The following is a 25835-nucleotide window of genomic DNA, read 5'->3' as shown; positions in this document are numbered from 1 at the left end:
TGTGCGGTAACGCCAGGGGCATGACAAGCAAAGTGAAAACTCGCGGTAAAAATAAAGTGGCGGTTTATGAGCCTGTTCTCGGCGATGCTAAGGGGGCGATGGCGTATTTCATGGCAGAGTCCGCCACGTTTAAGCCCAGTTAATTCGCTGCAAAAAACCAAAAAAAAAGTTACATTCGGTAACAATACGCTGTCCGCCAAGAACAGCGATTTTTTTGCTTAAGCTTGCAAACGTTTTCAACGCCAACGGTTTACGTTAAGGAAACACGATGAAAAACATGGTCACGCTCGGTGAGTTTATCGTCAAGAAGCAGACCGAGTACCCGACGGCTACCGGTGAACTGAGCTCCCTGCTCAGCTCGATCCGGCTGGCGGCCAAGGTAGTCAACCGGGAGATCAACAAGGCGGGGCTGGCCGATATCATCGGCTCGGTCGGTGCCGAAAACGTACAAGGGGAGGTGCAGCAAAAGCTCGATGTCTATGCCAACGAGCGCTTCAAGGCGGCGCTCGAGGCGCGCGGCGAGGTGTGTGGCATGGCCTCGGAAGAGGAGGAGGATTTCGTCGTCTTTGATTCGGCCCTCTCCAAGCACTCCAAGTACGTGGTGCTGATCGACCCGCTCGATGGCTCTTCCAACATCGATGTGAACGTCTCCGTCGGCACCATCTTCTCCATCTATCGCCGTGTCAGCCCGCCCGGCACCCCTGTGGTGCTGGAGGATTTCCTGCAACCGGGTCGGCGCCAGGTGGCGGCGGGTTACGTGGTCTATGGCTCCTCGACCATGCTGGTCTACACCACCGGCAACGGGGTCAACGGCTTTACCTACGATCCCTCTATCGGTTGCTTCTGCCTCTCCCACGAGAACCTGCGTATCCCCGAGGAGGGCAAGATCTACTCCATCAACGAGGGCAACTACATCAAGTTCCCGGATGGGGTGAAGAAGTACCTGAAATATTGCCAGGAGCTCGATGAGCCGACCCACAGGCCCTACACCGCCCGCTATATCGGATCATTGGTTTCCGATTTTCATCGCAACCTGCTTAAAGGCGGCATCTATATCTACCCGTCCGGTACCAATGCGCCCAAGGGCAAGCTGCGCCTGCTCTACGAGTGCAACCCGCTGGCCCTGCTGATAGAGCAGGCCGGGGGCAAGGCGTCGGATGGATTCCGCCGTATCCTCGATATCGAGCCCACCTCGCTGCACCAGCGCACCCCTTACTTCGTCGGCTCGACCAAGATGGTGGAGCGCGCCGAAGCCTTCATGCGGGAGTTCTCCTCCCATGAGGCGCCGCAAAGTTGATGTGAGCGCATAGCAAGAAGGCCACCCTAGGGTGGCCTTCTTATTGGCGGGCGCCTGCTTACAGGGCGGGCAGCAGCCCCACCGAGACGCTCACCTGCACACCGACGATGAGCAGGCCGAGCAGGGTGGCCGCGAGTAGGCCGTAGGTACCGCCAGGGGCCCGATACCCCCCTTGCTCGGGGACTTTGCGCGATTGCCATACCAGAGTGACTGGCAGCAAGACCGCCAGCACCGCCAGCGCAATCGCCGCATAGCCGAGCGCCATGATGAAGCCCTGAGGAAAGTAGAGGGCAAACAGCAGGGGCGGCACGAAGGTGATGAGGCCGGTTTGCAGGCGGCCGGTGGCGTTGTCACGGCGGTTGAGGGCCTTGGCCATGAAGTCAAACAGCCCCAGGGTCACGCCAAGAAAAGAGGTGGCCAGCGCCAGATCGGCAAACAGATGCATGGCCTGGCTGAAGGTACTCCAGTCGATCACCTGGCCCACCCCCGCCAGCAGACCATCCAATGCCCCACCGGTCGCGAGCAGACGCTGCTGGCCGAGCAGGCCGAGGATGGCCACCTGCCACAGCACATAGAGGATGAGCGGCAGGGCTGAGCCCCAGACGAAGACCCGGCGCAGCTGGCGCGGATCTCGGCCGAGATAGAGCAGGACGCTGGGAATGGAGCCGTGAAAGCCAAACGAGGTGAAGATGACCGGCAGGCCCGCCAGCAGCAGCCCTTGCTCGAGCGGCATGGCCAGCAGGTGCTGCCCCTCGGCGCGCGGCAGCAGCATGGCCAGCACCGCCACCATGATCACCAGCTTGGTGGCAAACATCAGGCGGTTGAGGTAGTCGACCGAGCGGGTGCCGATACAGACCATGCCACCAAAGAAGAGGGTAAACAGCCAGGCACTGCGCTCCTGGCTCAGCGTGATGCCCTCATCACCGAGCGCCTGGCTCAGCAGACTGCTGCCGCCGCTGATGTAGGCGGCCGCCAGCGAGTAAAAGAGCATCAGCACGCAGAAGGCGGCCAGACGCTTGCCCCAGGCGCCGAGCAGGTGCTCGGCCAGTTGGTGCAGGTGGGTATGACACGTGGTGAGGCTCGCTTCAACCTGCAACATGGCGGTGTAGGCCATCAGAGCCCACAGCACCAGCATCAGGATCAGGGTGGCCGGTCCGCCGAGGGGGGAGGCGGCCAGCGGCAGGGCCAGCATGCCGGCGCCTATGGTGGTGCCGGCGATGAGCAGGGTACAGCCGAGGGTCTTGGAGTGCATGAACTCTTCCGTAAAGAATATTGTACGATTGGGGCCGATTTTGGTTCTATTTTTCGCCAATGGGGTGCAGGGTGGCGTAATCGTCGGTATTTTGACCTTTCGCTAGTGAGAAAGATCGGGTTAAGGAGGGGCACTGTAAACAAGGCAACCCCCTGTGGCAAGCCACCAGGGGGGCGAGTGGCAACAAAAATAGCGGGGTTGTGGAACGATATCGTTACGAGCGGCGGCACAGACTCCGCGCGATCACGTGTACGCCGGCCGGGTAATCGCCATGGATGGCACCGAACGCCAGGGTGAGGGCTCGGGTGGCGATCTCGTCGTGGGACTGGGGCAGGGAGTTGATGCCGCAGGGGAGAAAGTCGAGCAGCCGATCATCGCCGAAGGTGGCCATGGCGAGGCTGCTCATGTCGACGCTCTGCTCCAGCAGGTAATCGAGCACACCCTCCATCAGGATGTAGGAGGTGGTGACCAGGGCGGCCGGCAGGCTGCCTCGTTGCTCATGCAGCTGGCGGATCAGGCGATAGCCCTCACGGCGATCGAAGTGGGCGCCGGCGCACTCCCACACCTTGGCCGGGTGCCCCTCGAGGGCCTGCACGAACCCTTGGCGGCGCTCCTCGCTGATGGTGAGATCGGGCATGGCGGTGATCAGCGCGATGCTCGGCAGGGTGGGGGAGAGCAAAGAGCGGGTCAGCTCCTCGCACCCCTTGCGGTTCTCGCTGGTGACCGAGACAAACCAGGCCGGATCGAGCGCCCGATCGATGGCGATGATGCGGGCCCCTTCACGCTGGCGCTCGCGATACCAGGGATCGTCTGCCGGCAGGCAGCTGGCGACCAGCAGCACATCCACATGGCGGGCCAGCAGCATCTTGGCCAGCTCGCGCTCGGTATCGGGTTCATCCTCCGAGCAGACGATGAGCAGCTGATACCCCTCGGCGCGGGCCCCCTGCTCGAGGCGTTTGGCCAGCTTGGCGTAGCTGGCGTTTTCCAGATCCGGCAGGATGAAGCCCAGGGTGCGGGTCTGGCCACCGCGCAGGGAGGCGGCGCGGCTGTCGGGCTGGTAGTGGTGCGCTTCGACCACGGCCATGACCTTGTCACGGGTGGCCTGGCTGATGCGGTACTGCTCGGCCTTGCCGTTGATCACGTAGCTGGCCGTGGTGCGGGATACCCCCGCTAGGGCGGCAATCTCTTCCAGTTTCATGGGTTTTCACGGCTCCGGATGATGAAAATTGTGCGCCCGATCATACCATCGAGATGTGGCGTTGGCGCCGGGCTTGATCAATTCACTGAAACGATTCAGTCTTAAATATAAGTGAAACGATTCAGCTTGCAAGCGTGCTCCACCTGAATTGGCGATGAGAAACAGCCTGAGTCAAGGTTGAGTGGTTCAGCAACGTGTTCGCTGAACCCTGCAAGCTGAAACGTTTCAGTTTTTGGTGGTCTACACTGAAGCTGACACAACAAATAGACGATGACGGAGAGACTTTATGCTGACCTTGGCACCCGAACAGATCCTGCTGGGACAGAAAGCGGCCAACAAGGGTGAGGCGATCGCCCTGCTGGCTGGTCGCCTCGAGGCCGCCGGCCTGGTCGAGAGCGGTTATCTGGCCGGCATGCAGGCCCGTGAGGCCCAGCATGCCACCTACCTTGGCAATGGCATCGCCATTCCCCACGGCACCACCGACACCCGCCATCTGGTGCGCCAGACCGGGGTGCAGGTGGCCCAGTTCCCGCAAGGGGTCGAGTGGGACGATGGCCAGCTGGCCTATCTGGTGATCGCCATCGCCGCCAAGTCCGACGAACACCTCGGCATCTTGCGCCAGCTCACCCATGTGCTGGGTGACGAGGCGGCGGCGCTGCGTCTGCGCGATACCACTGAGGTGGCCGATATCATCGCCGTGCTGAGCGGGCAGGGGGCGGCGGCCGAGCCGCAGTTCCAGCGCCTCGAGCACTTCCCGGCGGCCTCGCTCAACGAGCTGCAACTGGCTGCGGCCGCTCGCGCCAAGTCGGCCGGCTGGATGGACACCGATACCCTGGCGGCCCTGCTCGGGCAGGCGCCGCTTCATCTGGGGCAGGGGCTGTGGCTGGCCCGCACCCGCGCCGCCCAGGCCGGCTGGCTGCTGGCTACCCCGGAGCAGCCGCTGCACGCCGGCGATGAGCCGGTCAACGGCCTGCTGCTGCTGTGTGCCAATGGGGCCGGCCACGAGGTGCAACTGACCCGTCTGGCCGAGCTGGCCGCCGCCGGTCGTCTGGCTGAGCTGGCGAGTCAGGGCCTTGCCCTGCTGCAAAGCGAGGCGCCGCGCGCCCCGGCGCCGGAAGTTGCGGGTGAAGGGCATAGCGCCACCTTCACCATCGTCAACCCCCATGGCCTGCACGCCCGCCCCGGCGCCATGCTGGTCAAGGTGGCCAAGGAGTATGGTGCCGATATTCGCGTCGCCAACCTTGACGGCAGCGGTGAAGAGGTCAATGCCAAGAGCCTGATGAAGGTGATCGGCCTTGGCGTCAAGTGCGGCCATCGTCTGGCCTTCCGTGCCAGTGGCGCGGATGCCGCGGCCGCCCTCAAGGGGCTGGGCGAGGCCATCGCCACCGGTCTGGGTGAAGGAGCACAAGCATGAAGATCGCCACCATCACCCTCAATCCGGCCCTCGATCTCACCACCCGTCTCGCCACCTTAGTGCCGGGCGAGGTCAATCTGGTCGAGCAGGCCTCCCTGCGCGCCGCCGGCAAGGGGATCAACGTGGCCATGGTGCTGCGGGATCTCGGTTGTGACGTGACCGTCACCGGCTGGCTGGGGGAGGGCAATCAGGCCCCCTTCGTCGAGCTGTTCCAGCGCAAGGGGCTGGAGGATGCCTTCGTGCGTGTCCGTGGCGAGACCCGCATCAACGTCAAGATTGCCGAGCAGGCCGGCCGGGTGACCGACCTCAACCTGCCGGGGCTGAGCATCGATGAGCCGGCGCGTGAGGCGCTGCTGGCCGCCCTCGATCGGCTCTGCCTCGATCACGACTGGTTCGTGCTGGCCGGCAGCCTGCCCAAGGGGGTCGAGCCCGAGTTTGCCCGCGATCTTATCGTGCGCCTCAAGGCGCGCGGCAAGCAGGTGATCTTCGATTGCAGCGGCGCGGCGCTGCGGGTGGGGCTGGAGGGGGCGCCGACCCTGGTCAAGCCCAATCGTGAGGAGCTCGGCCAGTGGGCCGGTCGCCCCATCGAGACCGATGCCGAGCAGCGCGAGTGTGCCGAGGCCCTGCTGGCCAAGGGGGTGGCCCAGGTGGTCGTCTCCGACGGCAGCCGTGGCCTGCTCTGGTTCAGCCGTGAGGGGGTGCTGCGTGCGGTGCCGCCGCGGATGCAGGTGGTGAGCACGGTCGGCGCCGGTGATTCCCTGGTGGCCGGGTTGGTCTACGGCCTTGCCGCCGGACTGCCCAAAGAGGAGACGGTGCGTCTGGCCACCGCCGCCTCGGCCCTGGCGGTGAGCCAGGTTGCCGTTGGATTTGCCGGGCGCGATCAGCTTGCGCCCCTGATGGAACGTGTGGTGATCACACAACTGATGACTCAAGGAGATGCCCAATGAAAGCAATCATAGTGACGGCCTGCCCGGCGGGCATCGCCACCGGTTTTCTTGCCGCCCGCCGCCTCGAGCAGGCGGCCAAGGCCAAAGGCTGGGAGGTCAAGACTGAGGCCCGTGGCCACGCCCAGACGCTGAGCGACGCCGAGGTGGCCGCCGCCGAGCTGGTGGTGGTCGCCGCCAGCACCGAGCTGGATCTGGCCCGTTTTGACGGCAAGCGCCTCTATCGCGGTGACATCGAGCAGGCCATTCAGGCCCCCGAGGCGCTGCTGGAGGCCGCCAGCGCGCAGGCCAAAGCGTATGCCCATGTGGCCAGCGCCGCGCCGGCTGCCGCGGCCAAGGCCGGTAAGCGCATCGTGGCGGTTACCGCCTGCCCGACCGGGGTGGCCCATACCTTCATGTCGGCCGAGGCCCTTGAGAACATGGCGCCCCAGCTCGGCTATCAGATCCGCGTCGAGACCCAAGGGTCGGTCGGTGCCCAGAATGCCCTGACCGCCGAGGAGATCGCCGCCGCCGATCTGGTGCTGCTCGCCACCGACATCGAGGTGGACATGACCCGCTTCGATGGCAAGAGCGTCTATCGCACCAGCACGGGGGCGGCGCTTAAGAAGACCCGCGCCGAGATCGAGCGCGCCTGGAGCGAGGCCAAGGTCTATCGCCACAGCAGTGGCGCCAGCGTGGCCAAGAAGGAGGAGAAGGCCGGCCCCTACAAGCACCTGCTGACCGGTGTCTCCTTCATGCTGCCCATGGTGGTGGCCGGTGGCCTCATCATCGCCCTCTCGTTCGTGTTCGGTATCGAGGCGTTCAAGGTAGAAGGAACGCTGGCGGCGGCCCTGATGAAGATCGGCGGCGCGTCGGCCTTTGCCCTGATGATCCCGGTGCTGGCTGGCTATATTGCCTACTCCATCGCCGACCGTCCTGGCCTCGCCCCCGGCATGATCGGCGGCATGCTGGCCAGCTCCCTCGGGGCCGGTTTCCTCGGTGGGATCGCCGCCGGTTTCCTGGCCGGCTACAGCGCCAAGTTCTTGAGTGACAAGGTGCGCCTGCCGGTGACCCTGGAGGCGCTCAAGCCGATCCTCATCATTCCGTTGGCGGCCAGCCTGTTTACCGGCTTGGTGATGATCTACGTGGTTGGCGGCCCGGTGGCCGGCATCATGAACGCCATGACCGAGTTCCTCAACAACATGGGCTCGGCTAACGCCGTGCTGCTCGGTGTCATCATCGGCGCCATGATGTGCTTCGACATGGGGGGCCCGGTCAACAAGGCGGCCTACGCCTTCGGGGTCGGCCTGCTCGCCTCCAAGACCTATGCCCCGATGGCGGCCGTGATGGCAGCCGGCATGGTGCCGGCGCTGGGGATGGGGATTGCCACCTTCCTAGCCAGCAAGAAGTTCATCAAGGCAGAGCAGGAAGCGGGCAAGGCCTCCTTCGTGCTGGGGCTGTGCTTCATCTCCGAGGGGGCGATCCCGTTTGCCGCCAAAGATCCGATGCGCGTCATCCCGGCCTGCATGATCGGCGGTGCCCTGACCGGCGCCCTCTCCATGCTGTTTGGCTGCGAGCTGATGGCGCCCCACGGCGGCCTGTTCGTGCTGTTTATCCCGAACGCCATCAGCAACGTCATGATGTATATCGTGGCGATTGCGGCGGGCTCGCTGCTCACCGGCGTCTCCTACGCCATGCTCAAGCGCGGTGAAGCGTCGGCCAAGCTGGCGACGGCCTGATCATCCGGCGCAAACGAGAGGGGCGGCCCATGGGCCGCCCCTTTTCTTATTTCACAGATCGAAGCTGGACTGCTCGGGCGGCTCGCCCTCTGCGGCCGCCGCCTTGCGTTTGGCCGCCAGTACCCGGCGCTGGCGATCCCGGCACAGGCGCAGCACCTCCTGCTGCTCGGTCTCGCTCATTCTCTGCCAGTTGAAGCGCTCGTCGCGGCTGCGAAAGCACCCCTTGCAGTATCCCTTGTTGTTGAGCTCACACACCCCGATGCAGGGGCTTTGCAGTGGGAAAAATTCAAGCTGCTCCATGGTCACTCCTGCGCGGTGCTGCTCATGTTATAACCCATGCTCTGGCCCTTGTAACCCGTAGGTAACCGGCGTTGAAAAAAACGCATCGCAGCGGTTAAGGCGTTTGCTTTGTGGATGGCTTTTTGGCATCTTGCCGGCCATCAGAGGCGTGGTGTTGTATGAGGACTCAATGAAGAAACGCTCCTATTGGTGGTTGGCCATCCCCTTGGTGATCGGCGGTTGTGCCGGCTCGGGCGATGCCCAGAAACGTCCGCCCAAGCCCAAGGCGCAGAGCTGCTTTCTCAACTGCAACCAGGAAGAGAACTTAGGGCGCCAGTACCTCGACGGGGTGCTGCCGGGCGATCTCAATCCGGTGGCTCGGGTCAACAGCAACCGGCCCCACAACTTTCGCATGTTCGGCCCGCAGAGCCAGATCGTGGTTGACCGCTCCAAGCGGATGGCCAGCCGCTATGGCAACCTCTACTACAAGCTCAACCGCTGGATAGCGGCGGGGGGCGATCCGGTCAAGTTGCCGAGCTATGGCGTCACCCTCTCCCAACTGGGGGGGGCCGATAACCGTGGCAACATCCTCTTCACCGGCTACTTCTCGCCGGTGCTCGAGGTGCGTCACCAGAAAAGTGGCGAGTTCAAATACCCCATCTATGCGATGCCCAACTGCGGCGGGCGTTGCCCGAGCCGCGCCGAGATCCACCAAGGCGCGCTGGCCAACCGGGGGCTGGAGCTCGGTTACAGCAAGTCGCTTATCGACAACTTCCTGATGGATGTGCAGGGGTCGGGCTTTGTCCACTACGGCGATACCGATCAGATGCAGTACCTCGGCTATGCGGGCAAGAACGGCCATGGCTACGTCAGCATCGGCCGGGTGCTGATCGACCGCGGCGAGGTGCCCAAGGAGAAGATGTCGCTCAAGGCGATCAAGGAGTGGGCCGACAGCCGCCCCGAATCGGCGGTCAAAGAGCTGGTAGAGAACAACCCCTCTTATGTCTTCTTCCAGCGCCGCCCGACTAACGACGTGATCGGGGCTGCCGGCATTCCCCTGCTCGGCATGGCGGCCGTGGCCGCCGATCGCCGCCTGCTGCCGATGGGCACCCCCATCCTGGCCGAGGTTCCGCTGCTCGATAAAGAGGGCAACTGGACCGGTCGCCACGAGCTGCGCCTGCTGATTGCCCTCGATACCGGCGGGGCGGTCAAGGGCGGGCACCTGGATCTCTACCATGGCCGTGGCGAGCAGGCCGGGGTGGCGGCGGGCCACTACAAGCACTTCGGCCGGGTCTGGAAGCTGGGGCTGTAATCACGCCACCACGATGAGAAGGGTCGCCCATGGGCGGCCCTTTTCGTTATGCGTGGTGGTGCGGCCCTTGCCTGGCTGGGGCGCGGTTGTTATCGTCTTGCCACTTCTTTTTTCGCAAGGCTTGTCGCCTTGCCTTCATCTTGAGCAGGACTGCGCAATGAGCAAACAGATAGGATTTATCGGGGCCGGTAACATGGGCAAGGCGATCATCGCTGGCATCATCGCCAGCGGACAGGTGGCGGCCGGCGATATTCATGTCTTCGATCTGCAGCAGAGCCAGGTGGACGATCTGGTGGCTCGCTTCGGTGTGCGTGGCGCCGCCTCTGCCGCCGAGGTGGCCGCGCAGGCCGACATCCTGTTTGCCGCGGTCAAACCGAACGTGATCACCCAGGTGCTTGCCGATCTGGCGCCGCGCCTCAAGACGGGGGCGATCCTGGTTTCGATCGCCGCCGGGGTTACCCTGGCGAGCCTGGCGAAGGCGGTCGGCGCCGAGCGCAAGGTGGTGCGGGTGATGCCCAATACCCCGGCGCTGGTCAATGCCGGCATGAGCTCGCTCACCGCCAATGCCAATGTCGATGCGGCCGAGGTCGCCGAGGTGGTGGCCCTGCTGGAGAGTTTCGGGCGCGCCGAGGTGGTGCCCGAGTCGCTGATCCACGCGGTGACGGCGGTCAGCGGCTCCGCCCCTGCCTATGTGTTCATGTTTATCGAGGCGATGGCCGATGCCGCCGTGCTGGGGGGCATGCCGCGCGCCCAGGCTTATGAGTTTGCCGCCCAGACCGTGCTCGGCTCGGCCAAGATGGTGCTGGAGAGCGGCCAACATCCGGGGGCGCTCAAGGACATGGTCTGCTCGCCCGGCGGCACCACCATCGAAGCGGTCAAGGTGCTGGAAGATAAAGGGCTGCGCGCCGGCGTGATGGAGGCCATGCTGCAATGCATGCGCAAATCCGAGGCGATGAGCCAGAGTAAATAAGCATGAGAAGGACGGGCCGGCAGGGCCCGTCTTGCATCGGGAGGCGGGCAATGAAACGAGTGGCATACGGGTTGGCGCTGTTACTGGCGTTGCCGCTGCGTGCCGAGGTGTTGGTGCGCGAGGTCTATGACGCGCCGGCCATGGCGCGCACCTTAAGCGAACTCTATCCGGATCTGGGGGTGAGCCACCTGGGCGGCCAGCTGGTGGTCAGCGGTGAGCCGGCCCGGCTGGCCGAGGTAAAGCAGACTCTGGAGGCCCTCAACCGGCCGCCCCTGATGCTGAGCGTGCAGTGGCGGGTGGTCGGTGAGCGTAGTGAGTCGGGCTGGCAGGTGGGCGCTCGTCACGGCCTTGGCGTCGGCGCGGTGAGTCGCACAGCCCAAAGCCAGGGGGAGTGGCAGGTGAGCGGTCTCTCCGGTCGGCCGGTGAGCCTGACTCTGGGCCAGACCCGCCCGGTGACCCTCTATGGCTGGCGCGGCGGGCGCTGGGTCGTGCTGCTCGAAGAGCGCGAGGGGATTGCCGCCACGCCGACCCTGGTGGGCGATCGGGTCACGGTGGCACTGAGCAGCCGCAGTGCGACGGGCATGGGCGCTGGCACGAACCTCTCCAGTGAGGTGAGCGGCCGGCCGGGGGAGTGGATCGAGCTGGGGGCCATCAGTCAGGATCAGCAGGGCAGAGCCCTGGGGACGGCGGGGGGCGGGCAGCAGGCGCAGACGTTCAACCAGCGCCTGCAAATTCGCGTCACGGCGCGCTGACTCCCTTCCATGCACAGCGGCGGCCCTTGGGCCGCCGCTGCTGTATCCGTGCCGCACGCGTGATCAATGCAGCGCCGAGGGCATGGGGCGGTCGGCGGCGTAATCGCGCAGCTGGCGGCTGCGCAGCAGATAACAGAGGGCCCACAGGTTGCCAAGCAGGGTGAGCGCACTGGCCCAGTGAAAGCTCCACTGCTGGGTGTGCAGCGCCAGCAGTTGCAGCAGCAGCCCGCCGCCCGCCGAGAGTAGCAGCAGGGGCTGAGTGTGACGGCGCAACCAGCTGCGCCACGGCTGGCTCTGGGCGCCGCCGCAGGCGAGCAGGGCCAAGGCGGCGGGCAGATCGACGGCCATCGCCATATAGAGGCTGCGCGGCTCGGGATAAAGCAGTGCCAGTATGTCGCTGCCCCCCTGGCGGGTGACGCCGGCCATTAAAAAGAGCCATAGGGAGCGGGTCAGCAGCAGGGCGATGGGCCAGAGCCAGAAGGGGGGCTTGAGCTGGCCGTGGCGATCGTAGCGGTGTTCGGGGTAGAGCGTCATGGGGATGTCCATCGGGATGATGGAGCCGATATGGGGACAACATGACGCGGATCCAAGCCCTTTAAGCATGCCTATCACGTTGATTTTTAAACTGTGTGTGATATCTGTGAGGGCAGAGCACAGCGGCTCTGCCAAACGATAAGGGAGCAAACAGACATGGAACGTTGCGGTCAGTGCCAGCATTTCACCCGGGCCCGGCAACATCAGAAAGACCTGTGTGGCGCCTGGGAGCAGCCGACGCTTGCCACCCGGGCCGCCTGCGGTTTCTTCCTGCCCAGGAGGCTACCCGAGTTACCGAAAACCGATCAGGCGAACTGATCCGGGTCGATGAGGGTCTGGATGCAGCGTGCCCCCGGCATCATGTGCTGCAACCCCGCCATCAGGCGCTCTCCGGCCTCCTGCAAGGCCTCAAGTGGCATGGCCGGCAGGCTCTCCAGAATGAACCACATCTGCTGGGCATCGGCCCCCAAGCGGGTACGCACCCCTTGCCGCCAGTTCCAGCGCCGGCAGGTGACCCCCAGCTCGTCACGCCACACCACTTCCCCCACCTCCGGTGACTCGTGAGCCGGGGCACCCTCCTTGATGGTGTCAAACAGCTCGCTGCCGTCGGCCACCACCAGGCGTGGGGAGCCCACATAGGCCGCGAGGTTCTCACCCCCGACCGGGATGGCGTACTCGAGGCTGATGGCGTTGTAGAGATCGACCACCGGATCGATGCTGGGCAAGGTCCCATCGCGCAGCACCCGTTTACGCAGCGCCTCGGCCGAGCAGGGGGTGCGCTGCGGCTTGGCACCGAAGGCGCGAAATGCGTCGGCCCAGGCGGCCAGATGGGCCTCGCTCCAGGGAGCGCCGCCTGCGCCAACCTTCTGGCAGGCTTGTTGCAGTGCGTGGCTGGCCACCTCGGGGTGGCGTAGCTCGGCGGCCTCGACCCTGATGCTGATGGCGCGAAAACCGGGGGCGAGGGTGAGGACGCGGGGATCGATTGACGGCGAAACCGGGGTCATGACAGAATCCTATATTGACTATTTAAGACCATACTAATGACCGATGAGCACCAAAGTCAATATATCGACCGATATAGGCAGTGATGCTGAACGCATCAGCGCTGCCCTTTCGCACCGCCTCAAGAGCTTTCGTCAGCAGCAGAAGCTCTCCCTCGACGAGCTCTCCCGCCGTGCTGGGGTGAGTAAAGGCATGCTGGTAGAGATAGAAAAGTGCGCCGCCAATCCCAGCATCGCCATCCTGTGCAAACTGGCGGCGGTGCTCGGCATCTCGGTGGCCGACATCGTTGAGGTGGCCCCGGCCCCGACCGTTCGGGTGGTGGAGGCCGTAGCGATCCCCACCCTGTGGCAGGGCGAGCAGGGGGGCTCGGCGCGTCTGCTCGCCGGCAGCAGCGGCCCCACCATGATCGAGCTGTGGCGCTGGGAGATGCAGCCGGGCGAGCGCTTCGCTTCATCAGGTCACCCGCAGGGCACCTTCGAGCTGTTTCACGTCGAGCAGGGCACCTTGACGCTGGAGATCGCACAGGAGCTGCTGGATGTGGGTGAGGGGGCTTCTGCGGTGGCTCGCACCGATGTGCCCCACGCCTATGCCAACCAGACGGACCAGTTGCTGATCTTCACCATGACGGTGGCTGAGTTTCACTGATCGCAGTTTCCCGATGCAAAGGGGAGTGGGGCTCGTATTGAAGGAGAATCATCGCGATGACACTGCGTTTTCGCGCCGTACAGGCGTCAGATCTTCTATCTATTTGTGCGTTTGCGCAGAGTGAAGAAGAGCTCTTCTTCTTTTTTCCGCGCGCCGCTTTCCCGCTGACCGTGGTGCAGTTACAGGCTGCGATCGAGCAGCGTCGTCATGCCATGGTGCTGGAAAACGCAGGCCGGGTGGTGGCGTTTGCCAACTTCTATCGCTGGGAGGAGCAGGGGATCTGCTCGATTGGCAACTTGGTGGTGGCACCGGAGGCGAGGGGCCAGGGGATGGGCGGCCACATGGTTGAGCAGATGGTGGCTCTGGCGTGGCGGGAGTATCAGGCCTGCGAGGTGCAGATAGCGTGTTTCAATCGCAATGTGGCAGGGTGCTTACTCTATTCCAGGATGGGATTTGTGCCTTTTTCCATCGAGGAGCGCCGCAATGGGCGAGGAGAGCGGGTGGCACTGATCCACATGAGGCGCTGCATCACGGCGCCATCGGGTGAGAATGGAACGCCAGTCTGAGAGAAGGAGGATACGCCGCTAGGAAAAGGGCTCAGCTTATGCGCTATTGCATAGCGAAGAGCAACCACTGACTGGCGCTCGGTGTGCGTGAGGCGCCGCACCTCACCCCTTGCCCTCGTTGCTGGTTATCGAAGACCCGCCAGCTTTCATCTCTTTTGGTGACACAGGCTGATTGTGAGACTCAATAGAGTTTTGTTTTCGGCAAAATGATACATTGCTCAAAATTGGCCTGTGTTATCAACAAAATGGAACAGCTCGACCGCGCCCTAAGATTGCACCAGCTGCTGCTGGATCATCGCCGCCCCGTCCCCCAATCCCTGATCCTCGAGCGACTCGAGTGCTCGACCAGCACCTTCAAGCGGCTGCTGGCGCTGCTGCGGGATCGCTACCAGGCCCCCATCGTCTGGGATCGCGCCGCCCGGGGCTATCGCTACGACACCCGCGATGGCCGCTTTACCCTGCCCGGGGTCTGGCTAAGCGAGTCGGAGGCCTTCGCCCTCCTGATGGCCCACCGTCTGCTGCAAGATGTACAGCCCGGTCTGCATCAGCAGGGGCTGGCCCAGCTACAGGCGCGCATCGGCGATCTACTCGGCCCTCAGTGGCAGGGACAGGCCGAGCGGCTGCGCGTCGAGAGCATAGGGCGCCAATACGTGGCCCCCGAGCTCTTTCTTCCCCTGGTGCAGGCCCTGTTTGCCCGGCGCCGGCTCCACTTTATCTATCACGCCACCTTGCATGAAGCCGAGCCGCGCCAAGTCTCGCCCCAGCGCCTGTGCTGGTATCGCGACAACTGGTACCTGCTCGCCTGGTGTCACGAGCGAGTGGCCCTGCGCCTGTTTGCCTTAAGCCGCATCGCCGAGCCGCTTGCGCTCGATGAGGCCGCTTGCGAGCGCGAAAGCGGGGAGCTCGACGCCTTGTTCGAAAGCGGTTACGGCATCTTCGCCGGCAGCGCCTTGCAGCAGGCCGAGCTGCGTTTTGACCCCAGTGCCGCCCCCTGGGTCAGGGATGTGCAGTGGCACCGGGAGCAATGCCAGACCATAGAGCCAAGCGGCCATATCCGCCTGCGCTTCCCCTATGCCGACCAGCGCGAGCTGGTGCGCGACCTGCTGCGCTTTAGCGGCGAGGTCGAGGTGCTATCGCCCCCCACGCTTCGACGCAGCGTGACTGCCGCCATGACGGCGGGCCTCAAAAAACACGACACATCGGCGTCAGTGGTCCCGCCGGTGAGCCAGTGAATGGGGAATAATGGGTCGCAAGAAGAGAGAGGAGCTGATATGGACGATCTGAAAGACCCCATCCTGTTTTCACGCCTCCATCCGCAGGCCGCCATCCTCTGGGCTAAAAGCGGTGAAGATCAGGGTCACCCCTTGCTGGCCCACATGCTGGATGTGGCGGCGGTGGCCGAGGCTATCCTCGAGCTCGAACCCTCCAGCCACCAACATTTGGCCAGCCAATTCGGCCTGGCGGCTGAGACGGCCCCCCGCTGGCTGGCGGCCCTTGCCGGGCTACACGACGTGGGCAAGGCCATCCCGGGTTTTCAGGCCAAATGGCCACAGGGACGGGAGTTTGACAAGGCACACGGACTGACCTTTGACAATGCAGCCTCGTTGCGCAGCGATCGCCATGACTGGGCGACGACAGCCATTCTGGAAGAGTGGCTACCGGCGCGAACCGGCGCCGATTTTTTCTGGTGCCAGCAAGTGTCTGAGGCGGTAGGCGCACATCACGGTTACCCGCTGACACAAAAGGAAATCGAGGATGGTTTGCCGCGGCGGGAAGGCAGCGTTTGGCTGCAAGCCCGGCAGGTATTGCTCGATACCTACTGGGCCGTGCTCTCCCCATCGGGAGAGGTCACCGTTGACGAGCTGGCGCTGCCCGCCATCAACTGGCTGGCAGGGCTGACCGCTATTGCCGATTGGATCGGCTCCAACGTCGAGTGGTTCTCCCTCGGTATTCGTCACGATGATCTCAGGGATCACTACACCGATGCTAAGAGGCTGGCGCATCAGGCGCTGATGGCCATCGGCTGGCGCCCCTTTGCCCCCTTGCTATCCGAGCCCGAGCCTCTCGATAGGCAACTGGGCCGAATGTTGGCTGCCGATCAGCCGGTCATGCCGAGAGCCTTGCAGCAACAGGGGATTGCCTTGCTGCAAACGAGCCAGGGGCCAGCCCTGCTGCTGGTGGAGGCGCCCATGGGGGAGGGCAAGACCGAGCTCGCCTTTATGGCGCACCTGCATCTGCAGCGCACCCTCGGCCATCGCGGCTTCTACCTGGCCTTGCCGACCCAGGCCACCGGTAATGCCCTGTTCGCCCGCGCCCGACTGTTCATGGACGCTTTTGCCCATGATCAGGCTCCCGATCTGCAATTGATCCACGGTGGCGCCGCCCGTCAGGAGATGATGGCTGCACTTAACGATGTGTGGGGAGAAGATGGCAAACAGCGTGAAGGGGTTGAGGCAGCCCGCTGGTTCTCTCGTCGCAAGCGCCCGCTGATCGCCCCCTATGGGGTGGGTACCATCGATCAGGCGCTCTTCTCCATTCTTAACGTCAAGCATCACTTCGTGCGGCTCTGGGGGCTGGCCAACCGGGTGGTGGTTCTCGACGAGGTGCACGCCTACGACACCTATACCGAGGGGCTGATAGAGGCGTTGCTGCGCTGGCTGAAAGGGTTAGGCTGCTCGGTGGTGCTGATGAGTGCCACCCTGCCCACACAGCGCCGTGATGGATTACTCAAGGCATGGCGGGTTGATCCAGCCGTGTTGCCAGCACTGGCGTACCCACGCCTGGTGCTGGCCGATGATCGCGGCCTTGCTTGGGATGACCAGATAGAGAGTCGGGAGATGGCGCCGGTCAGGTTGGCTGGCTGTGGCACCACACCGGAGGATCTGCTCTGCGTGGCGCTCGAGGCTCTGACCCACGGGGGCTGCGGCGCCATCATCGTCAATACGGTCGAGCGGGCGCAGCAGCTCTATGCCTTGCTCAAGACGCAGGCGCTGGCCGATCTTACCCTGCTGCTGTTTCATGCCCGCTTCCCTGCCGATGAGCGGGCGCAGCGAGAGGCCGAGGTGCTTGCCACCTTTGGTAAAGAGGGGAAACGTCCGGCCCGGGCCTTGCTGGTGGCGACCCAGGTCGTCGAGCAATCTTTGGACATCGATTTTGACTTTTTGATCAGCGATCTCGCCCCGGTCGATCTCTTGCTGCAACGGGTGGGGCGGCTGCACCGCCACCAACGCCCCCATCGCCCCGAGCCCCATCGGCAGCCGGTGTTGACGGTGGCCGGCCTCACTCCTGGCACATTGCCCGATCTGGCGACCACCCGTCGGCGTTTTGTCTACGACCCTTACCTGCTCGCCATGACCTGGGTGCGGCTGCTCGATGAGACCTGTCTGCAATTACCTAAGGATATCGATCGGTTGGTGCAGGCCGTTTATGGGGACGGGGAGTTGCCCGATTCGGTGGATGAGGCGCTGCGCCAATATATCGAGGAGTACAGCTACGCCACTTATCTGGTCACTCAGCAAGATAAGCGTCAGCGCTCTTACAACGTAGCCATCAGGGCGGATGCGGATCAGGGGTCCGCCTATTGGAACAAACCGAGGGGTCATGAAGAGGGCGAGGGCGAGGAGATGGGGCTTGCCAACTGTACCCGGTTAGGTAAACCGAGTGTCACCGTGGTGCCGCTCTTTGTCTCGGATAAGGGGGTTGCGGTGGCGCCTGACGCTGATCCCTTCGATCTCGATGCTTCTCTCTCCCCCGAGCTGGCCTGCCAGCTCTGCGCCCGCCAGCTCAGCCTCTCCAATCAAGCCTTGGTCAAGGCTATCAAGTCGCAACCCGAGGTGCGGGCCTTTGCCGAGAGCCCCTTGCTTCGCTACAGCGCCCCGCTGCTACTCGATAACGCGGGAAGGGCACAACTCGATGGCAGGCTAGTGGTTCAGCTCGATGGAGAGTTGGGGCTTATCTATGGGAGCAGGACATAGAAGTGGGGGGCGTTGCCGCCCCCTCATCCCCATGGAATGGGGAAAATAACTTCGCAAACAAGTTAGTTGGTTCATCCCTGCAAAGTAGGGAGTGGATAAACAATCGCATAGCTGGTCGATAAATGCAATTTAAACCAAAACAACTTAGTCTTTGATCTTTATTTTCTCGATGGTACATTTAGTCCCTGTGATCATAAAGTGAGCGCGGTTATGGGGTCTCAATTTATTAGCTTGGTTGCCGGCTTTTTTGAGTCAGGGTCGGGGTGGGCTGCACTAGTTGTTGTTGTGCTGCTCTTTGTGGCTTGGCGAAAACAAGGTGTGCAACGTTTTCAGTTTCGCTGTGACATTCGATGGGAGGGGGAGCGTGATAAGTCATCAGATCACAACAACAAAGAAGGTTAGCTTACTCGACGAGCCCTGGCTGCCGGTCAAAATGCTCAGCGGTGAGGTTCGGGAGCTGGGCCTGCTGGCCCTGTTTGATCAGGCGTCGCAGATAGTGGCCTTGGCCGAGACGGCGCCACCCTCCCTGATGGCCCAATATCGCCTGCTGCTTGCCATCACCCACCGGGCCTTAAGCGCACAGATGTCTAACTGGGGGCAACGAGAGTTGCGCCACTGGTTTAGCCAGGGGCTACCGACCGAGGCCATTACCGCCTACCTGGACAAGTGGCGTGATCGCTTCTGGCTGTTTCACCCCGAGCTCCCCTTTATGCAGGTGGCCGGGCTGGCCACGGCCACCGAGACCGGCGAGAAGTTCAAACCTTGGACGCAGATCGATCTGGCCAGCGTCAGTGGCAATGCCCCTGTGGTGTTTAACCACTCGGTGGACACAGCGCCTGATGCCATCTCATCGTCTCATGCCATCCGGACCCTGCTCGGTTTCTTGCAGTGCACACCGGGTGGGCTGGTTAAGGTGTTTCGTGATGCCGATAAGGCGGGCCCCTTGGCCAATACGGCGGCCGTTTTGCCGCTGGGGGAGTGCCTGGCGCAAACCTTGGTTCTGGGCTTACATCCCGCCTCGCCTGACCATGAAGACGTGCCGAGCTGGGAGCAGCCGGCACTGACCATCGCCAACCTCAAGGCGCCGCCGCGGCTCGCGACCGGCCCCAACGATCGCTATACCCGCCAGACCCGGGCCGTGCTGTTTCAAGGCGAAGAGGATGGCACCATCCGCTGGTTGCGTTTTGCGGCCGGGGAGGGGCTGGACGAGGATCCCCATGCCCCCGACCCCATGGCCAATTTCCGTGAGGGGAGCGCCGGGCCTGTGCGCCTCACCTTTAGCGAGGGGCGAGCCCTCTGGCGCGATCTGCCGGCCCTGCTGCCCGATGGGGGCGATAAAAAGTCGGCTCCGGCAGCGATCCTCAATAGCGCCACCCGCTTAAACAAATCGCTGAGCAAAAAACACCTTCGCCTGCTGGTGGCCGGGCTGGCTAGCGATCAAGCCAAGTTGCTGCGCTGGCGCGTAGAACACTTGGCGTTGCCATTGGCCCTTCTTGAGCAACCCGAGATAACTCGAACGGCCCGAGATATGTTGGAGATGGCCGAGACCCTGTTTGCCTCGCTCAGAGGGGCGGCCGTCCAACTGATTGCCGATACCCTGCCTGATAGCCAGCAGAAGGATACCCGCAGCCGTGCCAGAGTCCTATTTGAGGCAGGCCCCGTGGCGCCGCTTTTCTTTGCTCGCGCCGAGCGCGCCCTGATGACGATATTGGCGCGTATCGAAGACGCCCCCGATGCTGCCGAGCAGCAGTGGCAGCTGGTGCTGAAAGAGGCGGCCCTGGCCGCTTGGGAGGTGCAACTGACCAGCCTGGGAGGCAGCACCAGTGTGTGGCGTGCCAATGCCAAGGCACAGTCCCGTTTGCGCTCTGCCATCCGGGAGCAACTGACAGCCCTTAACGAAACAGGAGAAGTTCAATGAGTGACCAGCCCTTTGTCGACCATCTGCTGCGTCTCGCACAGAACAACCGCGGGGCCTTGGCTGAGCTGCGCCGCAGTCTCACTTTTGTCCCCGGCACTGCGCCGCGCGTCTTTCCTTATGTCGAGCCCTTTATGGCCGCCGATGAGCACCCCGACTCGGCCCGTCGACAGTCCCACTATCTGGTGGCCGGGCTCTTTGCGCTTCATCCAAAGCACAACGAGACAACCCTGGCCAAGGCGATGGGCGTTCTCTATCGCAAGCAGGAGCAGAGCCCATCCATCGAGGGGCGTTTTATCGCCCTGCTTGAGAGTGATGGCGAGACCCTGGCCGAGCCATTGCGCCATTGTGTGACCCTGCTCAGATCCCACGATCTGGCCATCGATTATCAACGTTTGCTCTGGGATCTCACCGATTGGCTTAACCCCACTCGCCCCGAGCAACTTGATAAATTGCGCCGCCGCTGGGCCACCGATTTTTACCGTATCGCGGCCAATGCCGATTCAAACGACTAAATCCTTCAAGGAGAGAAACCATGACGCTGTTTGTTGAACTGCATCTGATCCAGAACTTCGCCCCCTCCAACCTGAACCGCGACGATACCGGGGCCCCTAAGGATGCCCTCTTCGGTGGCCAGCGCCGGGCTCGGGTCAGCAGCCAGTGTTTCAAGCGTGCCATCCGCCTCTATAGCCGCGATCAGCAGCTGATCCCGGCCGAGTATCGGGCGCTGCGTACCCAAAAATTGCAGGCGCTGCTGCTGGACAGGCTGATGGGGCGCGATCCGGAGGAGGCGATGGGCAAGATTGAGGTGGCCCTGGCGGCGGCTGGACTCAAGCTCAAGGACAATGGCAAGACCGAGTATCTGCTGTTTCTCGGCGAGCGCGAGATCGCCGGTCTCGCCGCGCTGATCGAAGCCCATTGGGACGCCCTGATCATCCCGGCAGCGGGTGAGAAGAAGGGGAAAAAAGAGAGCAAGGCAGTCATGTCGGCCGAGTTGGTCAAGCAGGCCAAGGGGCTGCTTGATGGGGGCAAGGCGGTGGATGTCGCCCTCTTCGGTCGTATGCTGGCCGACCTGCCCCAGGTCAATCAGGATGCGGCCTGCCAGGTGGCTCACGCCATCAGCACCCACAGGGTCGAGCGTGACTTTGATTACTTCACCGCCATCGATGACGTCGGTGGCCCCGACGAGACCGGTGCTGGCATGATTGGCCAGGTCGAGTTCAACTCCGCCACCTTCTATCGCTATGCGGCGCTCGATGTGGGTCTGCTGCTGAAAAACCTGCAAGAGGACAAAGAGCTCACCGGCTCGGCCATTGAGGCCCTGATCCAGGCCATGGTGCGCGCCATCCCGACCGGCAAGCAGAACAGCTTCGCCGCTCACAACCTGCCCGAGTTTATCGGGGTGAGTCTGCGCAAAAGCCCCCTCAACCTGGCCAATGCCTTTGAGCGCCCCATTCAGCCGCGCCATGACAAGAGCCTGACCGAGCAGTCGGTGGCGGCGCTGGCTGACTACGCGTGCAAGCTGGCCCCTGTTTACGGTGATGTTGGCGATTGCTGGGCCCATATCGACCTCACTGGCAAGTGGCAGCTCGACAACAGCCTGGCCCGTAGCTCGGTGAGCGATCTGGCCGCCTGGGTGCGCGACGCCGTCGAGACCCAATGGGAGGAGTAAGATGCCGACACTGCTACTGCGGCTGCAGGGGCCCCTGCAATCTTGGGGGACCACCAGCCGCTTCGATGAGCGCGACACTCAGCTCGAGCCCTCCAAGTCGGGGGTGCTGGGTCTTATCTGCGCCGCCTTGGGGCGGGATCGCAGCGAGCCGGTCGACGATCTCGCCGCCCTCACCATGGGGGTGCGGGTGGACAGGGAAGGGGTGGTGCTGCGCGACTATCAGACGGCGACCGGGGTCATCAACGCAGCGGGCAAGGTGGATCTGAAACGCACTGTGGTCAGCCCCCGCTACTACCTGAGTGACGCCGCCTTTCTGGTTGGTTTGGAAGGCGATAGTCTCCTGCTGACTCAGATCCACCAAGCGCTGAAGAGGCCCCATTGGCCTCTTAGCTTGGGCCGTAAGGGCTGCCTGCCTTCGCCACCGGTCTATCTGCCCGATGGCCTGCAAGAGTGTGCTCTGATCGCTGCGTTGAGCGACTACCCCGAGTTGAGCGACGGGGCGGGCCGGCAGGTGCGCCGCCTGCTGCTGGAGGCCAGCGAAGGGGCGGTACGCCTCGATCAACCTATCGCCCCTTTTGCTGAACGCCGCTTCGGGCCGCGTTTTGTCACCACATTGCCATTGGAGCCGCAGGAGGCGCCATGTTCCTGAGCAAACTGATCCTCAACCCCAGAAGTCGCGAGGCGCGCCGGGATCTGGCCAATCCCTACGAACTGCATCGCACCCTGGCCAGGGCCTTCGCCCCTGACGAGCAGACGGCGCCAGCGCGCTTCTTGTGGCGCCTTGAGCCGATGGCCAACTGGCAACAACCCCAGTTGCTGGTGCAGTCGCAAACCGCAGGTAACTGGGGGCCGCTGCGCGAGCTGCCGTATTACCTGCAAGGGGAGGTACAGGAGAAGTGCATTGCGCCCGAGCAGTGGCTCGAGCCAGAACACACCTATCGCTTTCGTCTGCAAGCCAACCCGACCGTGACCCGGGATGGCAAGCGCCGGGGACTGTGCCGCGAGGAGGAGCAGTTGGCCTGGCTCGCCCGCCAGGGCGAGCGCCATGGTTTTACCCCGCTTCAGGCGCTGGTCAGTGGCTCGACCATGCAGCAGGGGCGCAAGGGCGATAGTCGCCTCAGTGTGCTGACGGCGATCTTCGAGGGCTATTTGAGAGTGAACGACCCCCAGGCCCTGCTGGTGGCGCTACAGGGGGGAATAGGCCCGGCCAAATCTCTGGGCTGTGGCTTGCTTTCACTGGGGAGAGCCTGATGCTGCCGCCGCTCAAGCCGCTGCCCATCAAGGATCGCCGGGCCATGCTGTTTCTCAAATATGGCCAGCTCGATGTGATCGACGGTGCCTTTGTGCTGCTGGATAAAGAGGGCGTTCGCACCCACATCCCTATCGGCACCGTCGCCTGCCTGATGCTCGAACCCGGCACTCGGGTCTCTCATGCTGCCGTCAAGCTGGCGGCGACGGCGGGCACCCTGCTGGTCTGGGTGGGGGAGGCCGGAGTGCGCCTCTATGCGGCGGGCCAACCGGGCGGGGCTCGCTCCGATCGGCTGCTCTATCAGGCCAGACTGGCGCTCGATGACGATCTGCGCCTCAAGGTGGTGCGCAAGATGTTTGAACTGCGCTTCGGTGAGCCGCCCCCCAGCCGCCGCTCGGTGGATCAGTTGCGCGGTATCGAAGGGGCGCGGGTGCGGGAGACCTACAAGCTGCTGGCCGCCCGCTACGGGGTGAAGTGGCTGGGGCGGCGCTATGATCCCAAGGACTGGGAGAAGGGAGACTTGCCCAATCAGTGCATCAGCGCCGCCACCTCCTGCCTCTACGGCATCACGGAGGCGGCGATCCTGGCGGCGGGTTATGCCCCCGCCATCGGTTTTATCCATAGTGGCAAGCCCCTCTCGTTTGTCTATGACATCGCCGACATCATCAAGTTTGACACTGTGGTGCCCCAGGCCTTTGAGATTGCCGCGCGGGGTGATGCCAACCCGGATCGGGCCGTGCGCCTCGCTTGCCGTGACAGCTTTAACAAGCAGCGCACTCTGGAGAAACTCATTCCGCTTATCGAAGAGGTGCTCGCCGCCGGGGGCACCACCCCGCCCGAGCCCCCCAAGGATGCCCAACCGCCCGCTATTCCCGAGCCTGCCGGCATGGGGGACGCAGGCCACAGGAGCCTGGGATGAGCATGCTGGTCGTGGTCACTGAGGATGTGCCACCGCGCTTGCGTGGCCGGCTTGCCGTCTGGCTTCTTGAGGTGCGCGCCGGCGTCTATGTCGGGGAGGTGTCGCGCCGAGTGCGAGAGATGATCTGGCAGCAGTGTGAGGCCTTGGTGGAGCAGGGCAATATTGTGATGGCCTGGCCCGCCAACAACGACTCGGGTTTTGACTTTCAAACCCTGGGTGCCAATCGCAGGATGCCGGTGGATCTCGATGGCTGCCGATTGGTCTCTTTTCTACCCGTTGAAAATCAATAGGTTATCGTTCATTAACAATCTGGATTAGTCGGTGGCTTTTTTATTGTTGGAAAAAGCCATTGAAATCAATAATATCCGTTAAGACTGTTCCCCGCGTCCGCGGGGATGAACCGCCTGAGCAAGCCGCCCCTTCTTCTTATGTCGCCTGTTCCCCGCGTCCGCGGGGATGAACCGTGGTGGTAGTCAGGATGGCCGATGATGAGGTCCTGTTCCCCGCGTCCGCGGGGATGAACCGATGTCAAATGCCTGGTCACCGAACTCGCCCGCCTGTTCCCCGCGTCCGCGGGGATGAACCGGAGAGACGATGTTCTCGCAAATCAAAACCATACTGTTCCCCGCGTCCGCGGGGATGAACCGCGCCATGTCAGCAGGCCGACAGTATCGCCATCCTGTTCCCCGCGTCCGCGGGGATGAACCGGTGGTGCCATCCGCATTATCGGCGCACTGCAACTGTTCCCCGCGTCCGCGGGGATGAACCGTCGTCGAGCAGATGATCGGGGGTTGATATGCCCTGTTCCCCGCGTCCGCGGGGATGAACCGCTCAAACGCGGATCGTGCTGGACGATTACGTTCTGTTCCCCGCGTCCGCGGGGATGAACCGATATCGCCCCCCTGACCCGCCGGATACGTGAACTGTTCCCCGCGTCCGCGGGGATGAACCGCACCGGCAGTCGCTGGGCATGGTGTGGAACTGCTGTTCCCCGCGTCCGCGGGGATGAACCGAATCAACATTTCATCCAGCAACTATCATCGAGCTGTTCCCCGCGTCCGCGGGGATGAACCGCCTGATAACCCAACACGGAAAGATCATCATTACTGTTCCCCGCGTCCGCGGGGATGAACCGTATGCGTCTATCAAATAAAACGCTACTTCTGACCTGTTCCCCGCGTCCGCGGGGATGAACCGAAATTGATCACGGTCGCTATCATAGCCTTCGGCTGTTCCCCGCGTCCGCGGGGATGAACCGTAGAGGCGGCGGATACCGCCCAGTGCGATCAGCTGTTCCCCGCGTCCGCGGGGATGAACCGCGGGTTCTGTGGGACGAGAGTGAGGATCGTTACTGTTCCCCGCGTCCGCGGGGATGAACCGTGGGCTGGCACAAGACCCTATCCAACGTCGCCCTGTTCCCCGCGTCCGCGGGGATGAACCGCAATAACACTTTTAGTGTCGGAGTTGCCGCCACTGTTCCCCGCGTCCGCGGGGATGAACCGTTCGTGGTGTACCGAGTGGTGTACCGATAGCGCTGTTCCCCGCGTCCGCGGGGATGAACCGATCGTGATCTGTATATGGGTTCTATCATCAGTCCTGTTCCCCGCGTCCGCGGGGATGAACCGAGCTGATGATGCGGGAGGCGAGTGCCAAAGTGCTGTTCCCCGCGTCCGCGGGGATGAACCGTGTCTGACAACGGCAATCACGCAGAACTGCACCTGTTCCCCGCGTCCGCGGGGATGAACCGCGCGGGTTCGAGAGATCAGCAAGTAAGAGGAACTGTTCCCCGCGTCCGCGGGGATGAACCGGGACCGGCGGTGCTGGGGAACAAGTTGAATCCCTGTTCCCCGCGTCCGCGGGGATGAACCGTTGCATTATGAGATGGTAGGCAACCTCTAATGCTGTTCCCCGCGTCCGCGGGGATGAACCGGGGGTTTCCCCCTTGGAGCTCTGGCAATAACTCTGTTCCCCGCGTCCGCGGGGATGAACCGTAAAACCCGCATTGCTCGCTACTGGGGAGACCCTGTTCCCCGCGTCCGCGGGGATGAACCGTCCGAACAGGAGTTCCTCGCCTGGCTGGAGCACTGTTCCCCGCGTCCGCGGGGATGAACCGTCAAGGCGGAACGGCTCGGAGTTCGTTATTCGCTGTTCCCCGCGTCCGCGGGGATGAACCGCCGCAGATCGACGAGGCAAATTGGGTACTGACCTGTTCCCCGCGTCCGC

Annotated in this window: 23 protein-coding genes and 1 CRISPR repeat array (1 of these 24 cut by a window edge); of the genes, 18 read left to right on the top strand and 5 right to left on the bottom strand. The window is 63.3% G+C overall.

Translation table 11 applies throughout. The annotated features are described in order from the left end of the window. The first annotated feature begins 268 nt into the window (after positions 1-268). A complete protein-coding gene (gene fbp / locus BN1134_RS11560; protein ID WP_042047384.1) occupies positions 269-1297 on the top strand; it encodes a class 1 fructose-bisphosphatase in 1029 nt (342 codons plus the stop codon). A 58-nt stretch (positions 1298-1355) separates the two neighbouring features. On the opposite strand, the gene BN1134_RS11555 is transcribed toward fbp, so the two are convergent. After that, a complete protein-coding gene (locus tag BN1134_RS11555; RefSeq protein WP_042047383.1) occupies positions 1356-2549 on the bottom strand; it encodes an aromatic amino acid transporter in 1194 nt (397 codons plus the stop codon). A gap of 214 nt (positions 2550-2763) precedes the next feature. Beyond that, a complete protein-coding gene (gene cra, locus BN1134_RS11550) occupies positions 2764-3747 on the bottom strand; it encodes a catabolite repressor/activator (protein WP_042047382.1) in 984 nt (327 codons plus the stop codon). Between the two features lie 286 nt (positions 3748-4033). Here cra and fruB point away from each other — a divergent pair, with 286 nt between their 5' ends. Genes fruB through fruA form a run of 3 tightly spaced genes read left to right on the top strand, consistent with a single transcriptional unit; the run spans position 4034 to position 7823 of the window. Further along, positions 4034-5161 (top strand): fused PTS fructose transporter subunit IIA/HPr protein, encoded by a 1128-nt coding sequence (fruB, locus tag BN1134_RS11545; protein ID WP_042047381.1) that lies wholly within the window; start codon positions 4034-4036, stop codon positions 5159-5161. Next, entirely contained in the window at positions 5158-6108 is a 951-nt protein-coding gene (pfkB, locus tag BN1134_RS11540) for a 1-phosphofructokinase (protein ID WP_042047380.1), read from the top strand. The genes fruB and pfkB overlap by 4 nt, the downstream gene beginning before the upstream one ends. Beyond that, positions 6105-7823 (top strand): PTS fructose transporter subunit IIBC, encoded by a 1719-nt coding sequence (fruA, locus tag BN1134_RS11535; protein WP_042047379.1) that lies wholly within the window; start codon positions 6105-6107, stop codon positions 7821-7823. The genes pfkB and fruA overlap by 4 nt, the downstream gene beginning before the upstream one ends. 51 nt (positions 7824-7874) lie before the next feature. On the opposite strand, the gene BN1134_RS11530 is transcribed toward fruA, so the two are convergent. Next, on the bottom strand, positions 7875-8123 hold the full coding sequence (locus BN1134_RS11530) for a DUF1289 domain-containing protein (protein ID WP_042047378.1): 249 nt from the start codon (positions 8121-8123) through the stop codon (positions 7875-7877). A 169-nt stretch (positions 8124-8292) separates the two neighbouring features. Here BN1134_RS11530 and mltA point away from each other — a divergent pair, with 169 nt between their 5' ends. The 3 genes from mltA to BN1134_RS11515 all read left to right on the top strand — a co-directional run bounded on the left by mltA (position 8293) and on the right by BN1134_RS11515 (position 11136). Next, positions 8293-9414 carry a murein transglycosylase A gene (mltA, locus tag BN1134_RS11525; RefSeq protein ID WP_042047377.1) on the top strand — a complete coding sequence of 374 codons (1122 nt, stop codon included), beginning with the start codon at positions 8293-8295 and terminating at the stop codon, positions 9412-9414. Between the two features lie 157 nt (positions 9415-9571). After that, on the top strand, positions 9572-10384 hold the full coding sequence (proC, locus tag BN1134_RS11520) for a pyrroline-5-carboxylate reductase (RefSeq protein WP_042047376.1): 813 nt from the start codon (positions 9572-9574) through the stop codon (positions 10382-10384). 50 nt (positions 10385-10434) lie between these two features. Beyond that, positions 10435-11136 carry a hypothetical protein gene (locus tag BN1134_RS11515; protein WP_042047375.1) on the top strand — a complete coding sequence of 234 codons (702 nt, stop codon included), beginning with the start codon at positions 10435-10437 and terminating at the stop codon, positions 11134-11136. Positions 11137-11199: 63 nt separating this feature from the next. Here the strand turns inward: BN1134_RS11515 and BN1134_RS11510 are convergent, their stop codons facing one another. Beyond that, a complete protein-coding gene (locus BN1134_RS11510; protein WP_042047374.1) occupies positions 11200-11670 on the bottom strand; it encodes a DUF2919 domain-containing protein in 471 nt (156 codons plus the stop codon). Positions 11671-11975: 305 nt separating this feature from the next. Beyond that, positions 11976-12674, bottom strand: a complete 699-nt coding sequence (locus BN1134_RS11505; RefSeq protein WP_042047373.1) for a B3/B4 domain-containing protein — start codon at positions 12672-12674, stop codon at positions 11976-11978. Between the two features lie 43 nt (positions 12675-12717). On the opposite strand from BN1134_RS11505, the gene BN1134_RS11500 reads away from it, so the two are divergent. From BN1134_RS11500 to cas2e, 11 genes are all read left to right on the top strand, one after another. Continuing rightward, the gene (locus BN1134_RS11500; RefSeq protein ID WP_042047372.1) at positions 12718-13317 is read left to right on the top strand and encodes a helix-turn-helix domain-containing protein; all 600 of its coding nucleotides are present in this window, start codon (positions 12718-12720) and stop codon (positions 13315-13317) included. A gap of 56 nt (positions 13318-13373) precedes the next feature. After that, positions 13374-13883, top strand: a complete 510-nt coding sequence (locus tag BN1134_RS11495) for a GNAT family N-acetyltransferase (protein WP_042047371.1) — start codon at positions 13374-13376, stop codon at positions 13881-13883. 245 nt (positions 13884-14128) lie between these two features. Further along, positions 14129-15115: a helix-turn-helix transcriptional regulator gene (locus tag BN1134_RS11490; protein WP_042047370.1), complete on the top strand. Its 987-nt coding sequence runs from the start codon at positions 14129-14131 to the stop codon at positions 15113-15115. A 39-nt stretch (positions 15116-15154) separates the two neighbouring features. Continuing rightward, on the top strand, positions 15155-17857 hold the full coding sequence (locus BN1134_RS11485) for a CRISPR-associated helicase/endonuclease Cas3 (RefSeq protein WP_042047369.1): 2703 nt from the start codon (positions 15155-15157) through the stop codon (positions 17855-17857). 364 nt (positions 17858-18221) lie between these two features. Then, positions 18222-19775, top strand: a complete 1554-nt coding sequence (casA, locus tag BN1134_RS11480; RefSeq protein WP_232300633.1) for a type I-E CRISPR-associated protein Cse1/CasA — start codon at positions 18222-18224, stop codon at positions 19773-19775. Next, on the top strand, positions 19772-20287 hold the full coding sequence (gene casB, locus BN1134_RS11475; RefSeq protein ID WP_042047367.1) for a type I-E CRISPR-associated protein Cse2/CasB: 516 nt from the start codon (positions 19772-19774) through the stop codon (positions 20285-20287). The genes casA and casB overlap by 4 nt, the downstream gene beginning before the upstream one ends. A gap of 20 nt (positions 20288-20307) precedes the next feature. Continuing rightward, on the top strand, positions 20308-21444 hold the full coding sequence (gene cas7e, locus BN1134_RS11470) for a type I-E CRISPR-associated protein Cas7/Cse4/CasC (protein ID WP_042047366.1): 1137 nt from the start codon (positions 20308-20310) through the stop codon (positions 21442-21444). 1 nt (position 21445) lies between these two features. After that, the gene (gene cas5e, locus BN1134_RS11465) at positions 21446-22093 is read left to right on the top strand and encodes a type I-E CRISPR-associated protein Cas5/CasD (RefSeq protein WP_042047365.1); all 648 of its coding nucleotides are present in this window, start codon (positions 21446-21448) and stop codon (positions 22091-22093) included. After that, positions 22084-22695, top strand: coding sequence for a type I-E CRISPR-associated protein Cas6/Cse3/CasE (cas6e, locus tag BN1134_RS11460; RefSeq protein ID WP_042047364.1), 612 nt, complete (start codon positions 22084-22086; stop codon positions 22693-22695). Before cas5e ends, cas6e begins: the two co-directional genes overlap by 10 nt. Further along, positions 22695-23612 (top strand): type I-E CRISPR-associated endonuclease Cas1e, encoded by a 918-nt coding sequence (cas1e, locus tag BN1134_RS11455; RefSeq protein WP_042047363.1) that lies wholly within the window; start codon positions 22695-22697, stop codon positions 23610-23612. The genes cas6e and cas1e overlap by 1 nt, the downstream gene beginning before the upstream one ends. Beyond that, positions 23609-23902 (top strand): type I-E CRISPR-associated endoribonuclease Cas2e, encoded by a 294-nt coding sequence (gene cas2e, locus BN1134_RS11450; protein ID WP_042047361.1) that lies wholly within the window; start codon positions 23609-23611, stop codon positions 23900-23902. The genes cas1e and cas2e overlap by 4 nt, the downstream gene beginning before the upstream one ends. A gap of 84 nt (positions 23903-23986) precedes the next feature. Then, positions 23987-25835: direct repeats of the CRISPR family, unit length 29 nt; unit sequence CTGTTCCCCGCGTCCGCGGGGATGAACCG (it continues 745 nt past the right edge of the window).

Origin of the sequence: Aeromonas simiae (genome assembly GCF_000820125.1) — a bacterium.
GTDB classification, from domain to species: Bacteria; Pseudomonadota; Gammaproteobacteria; order Enterobacterales; family Aeromonadaceae; genus Aeromonas; species Aeromonas simiae.
The sequence above is the reverse complement of the archived record's forward strand: the minus strand, read 5'-3'. Positions and strand labels throughout refer to the sequence as shown.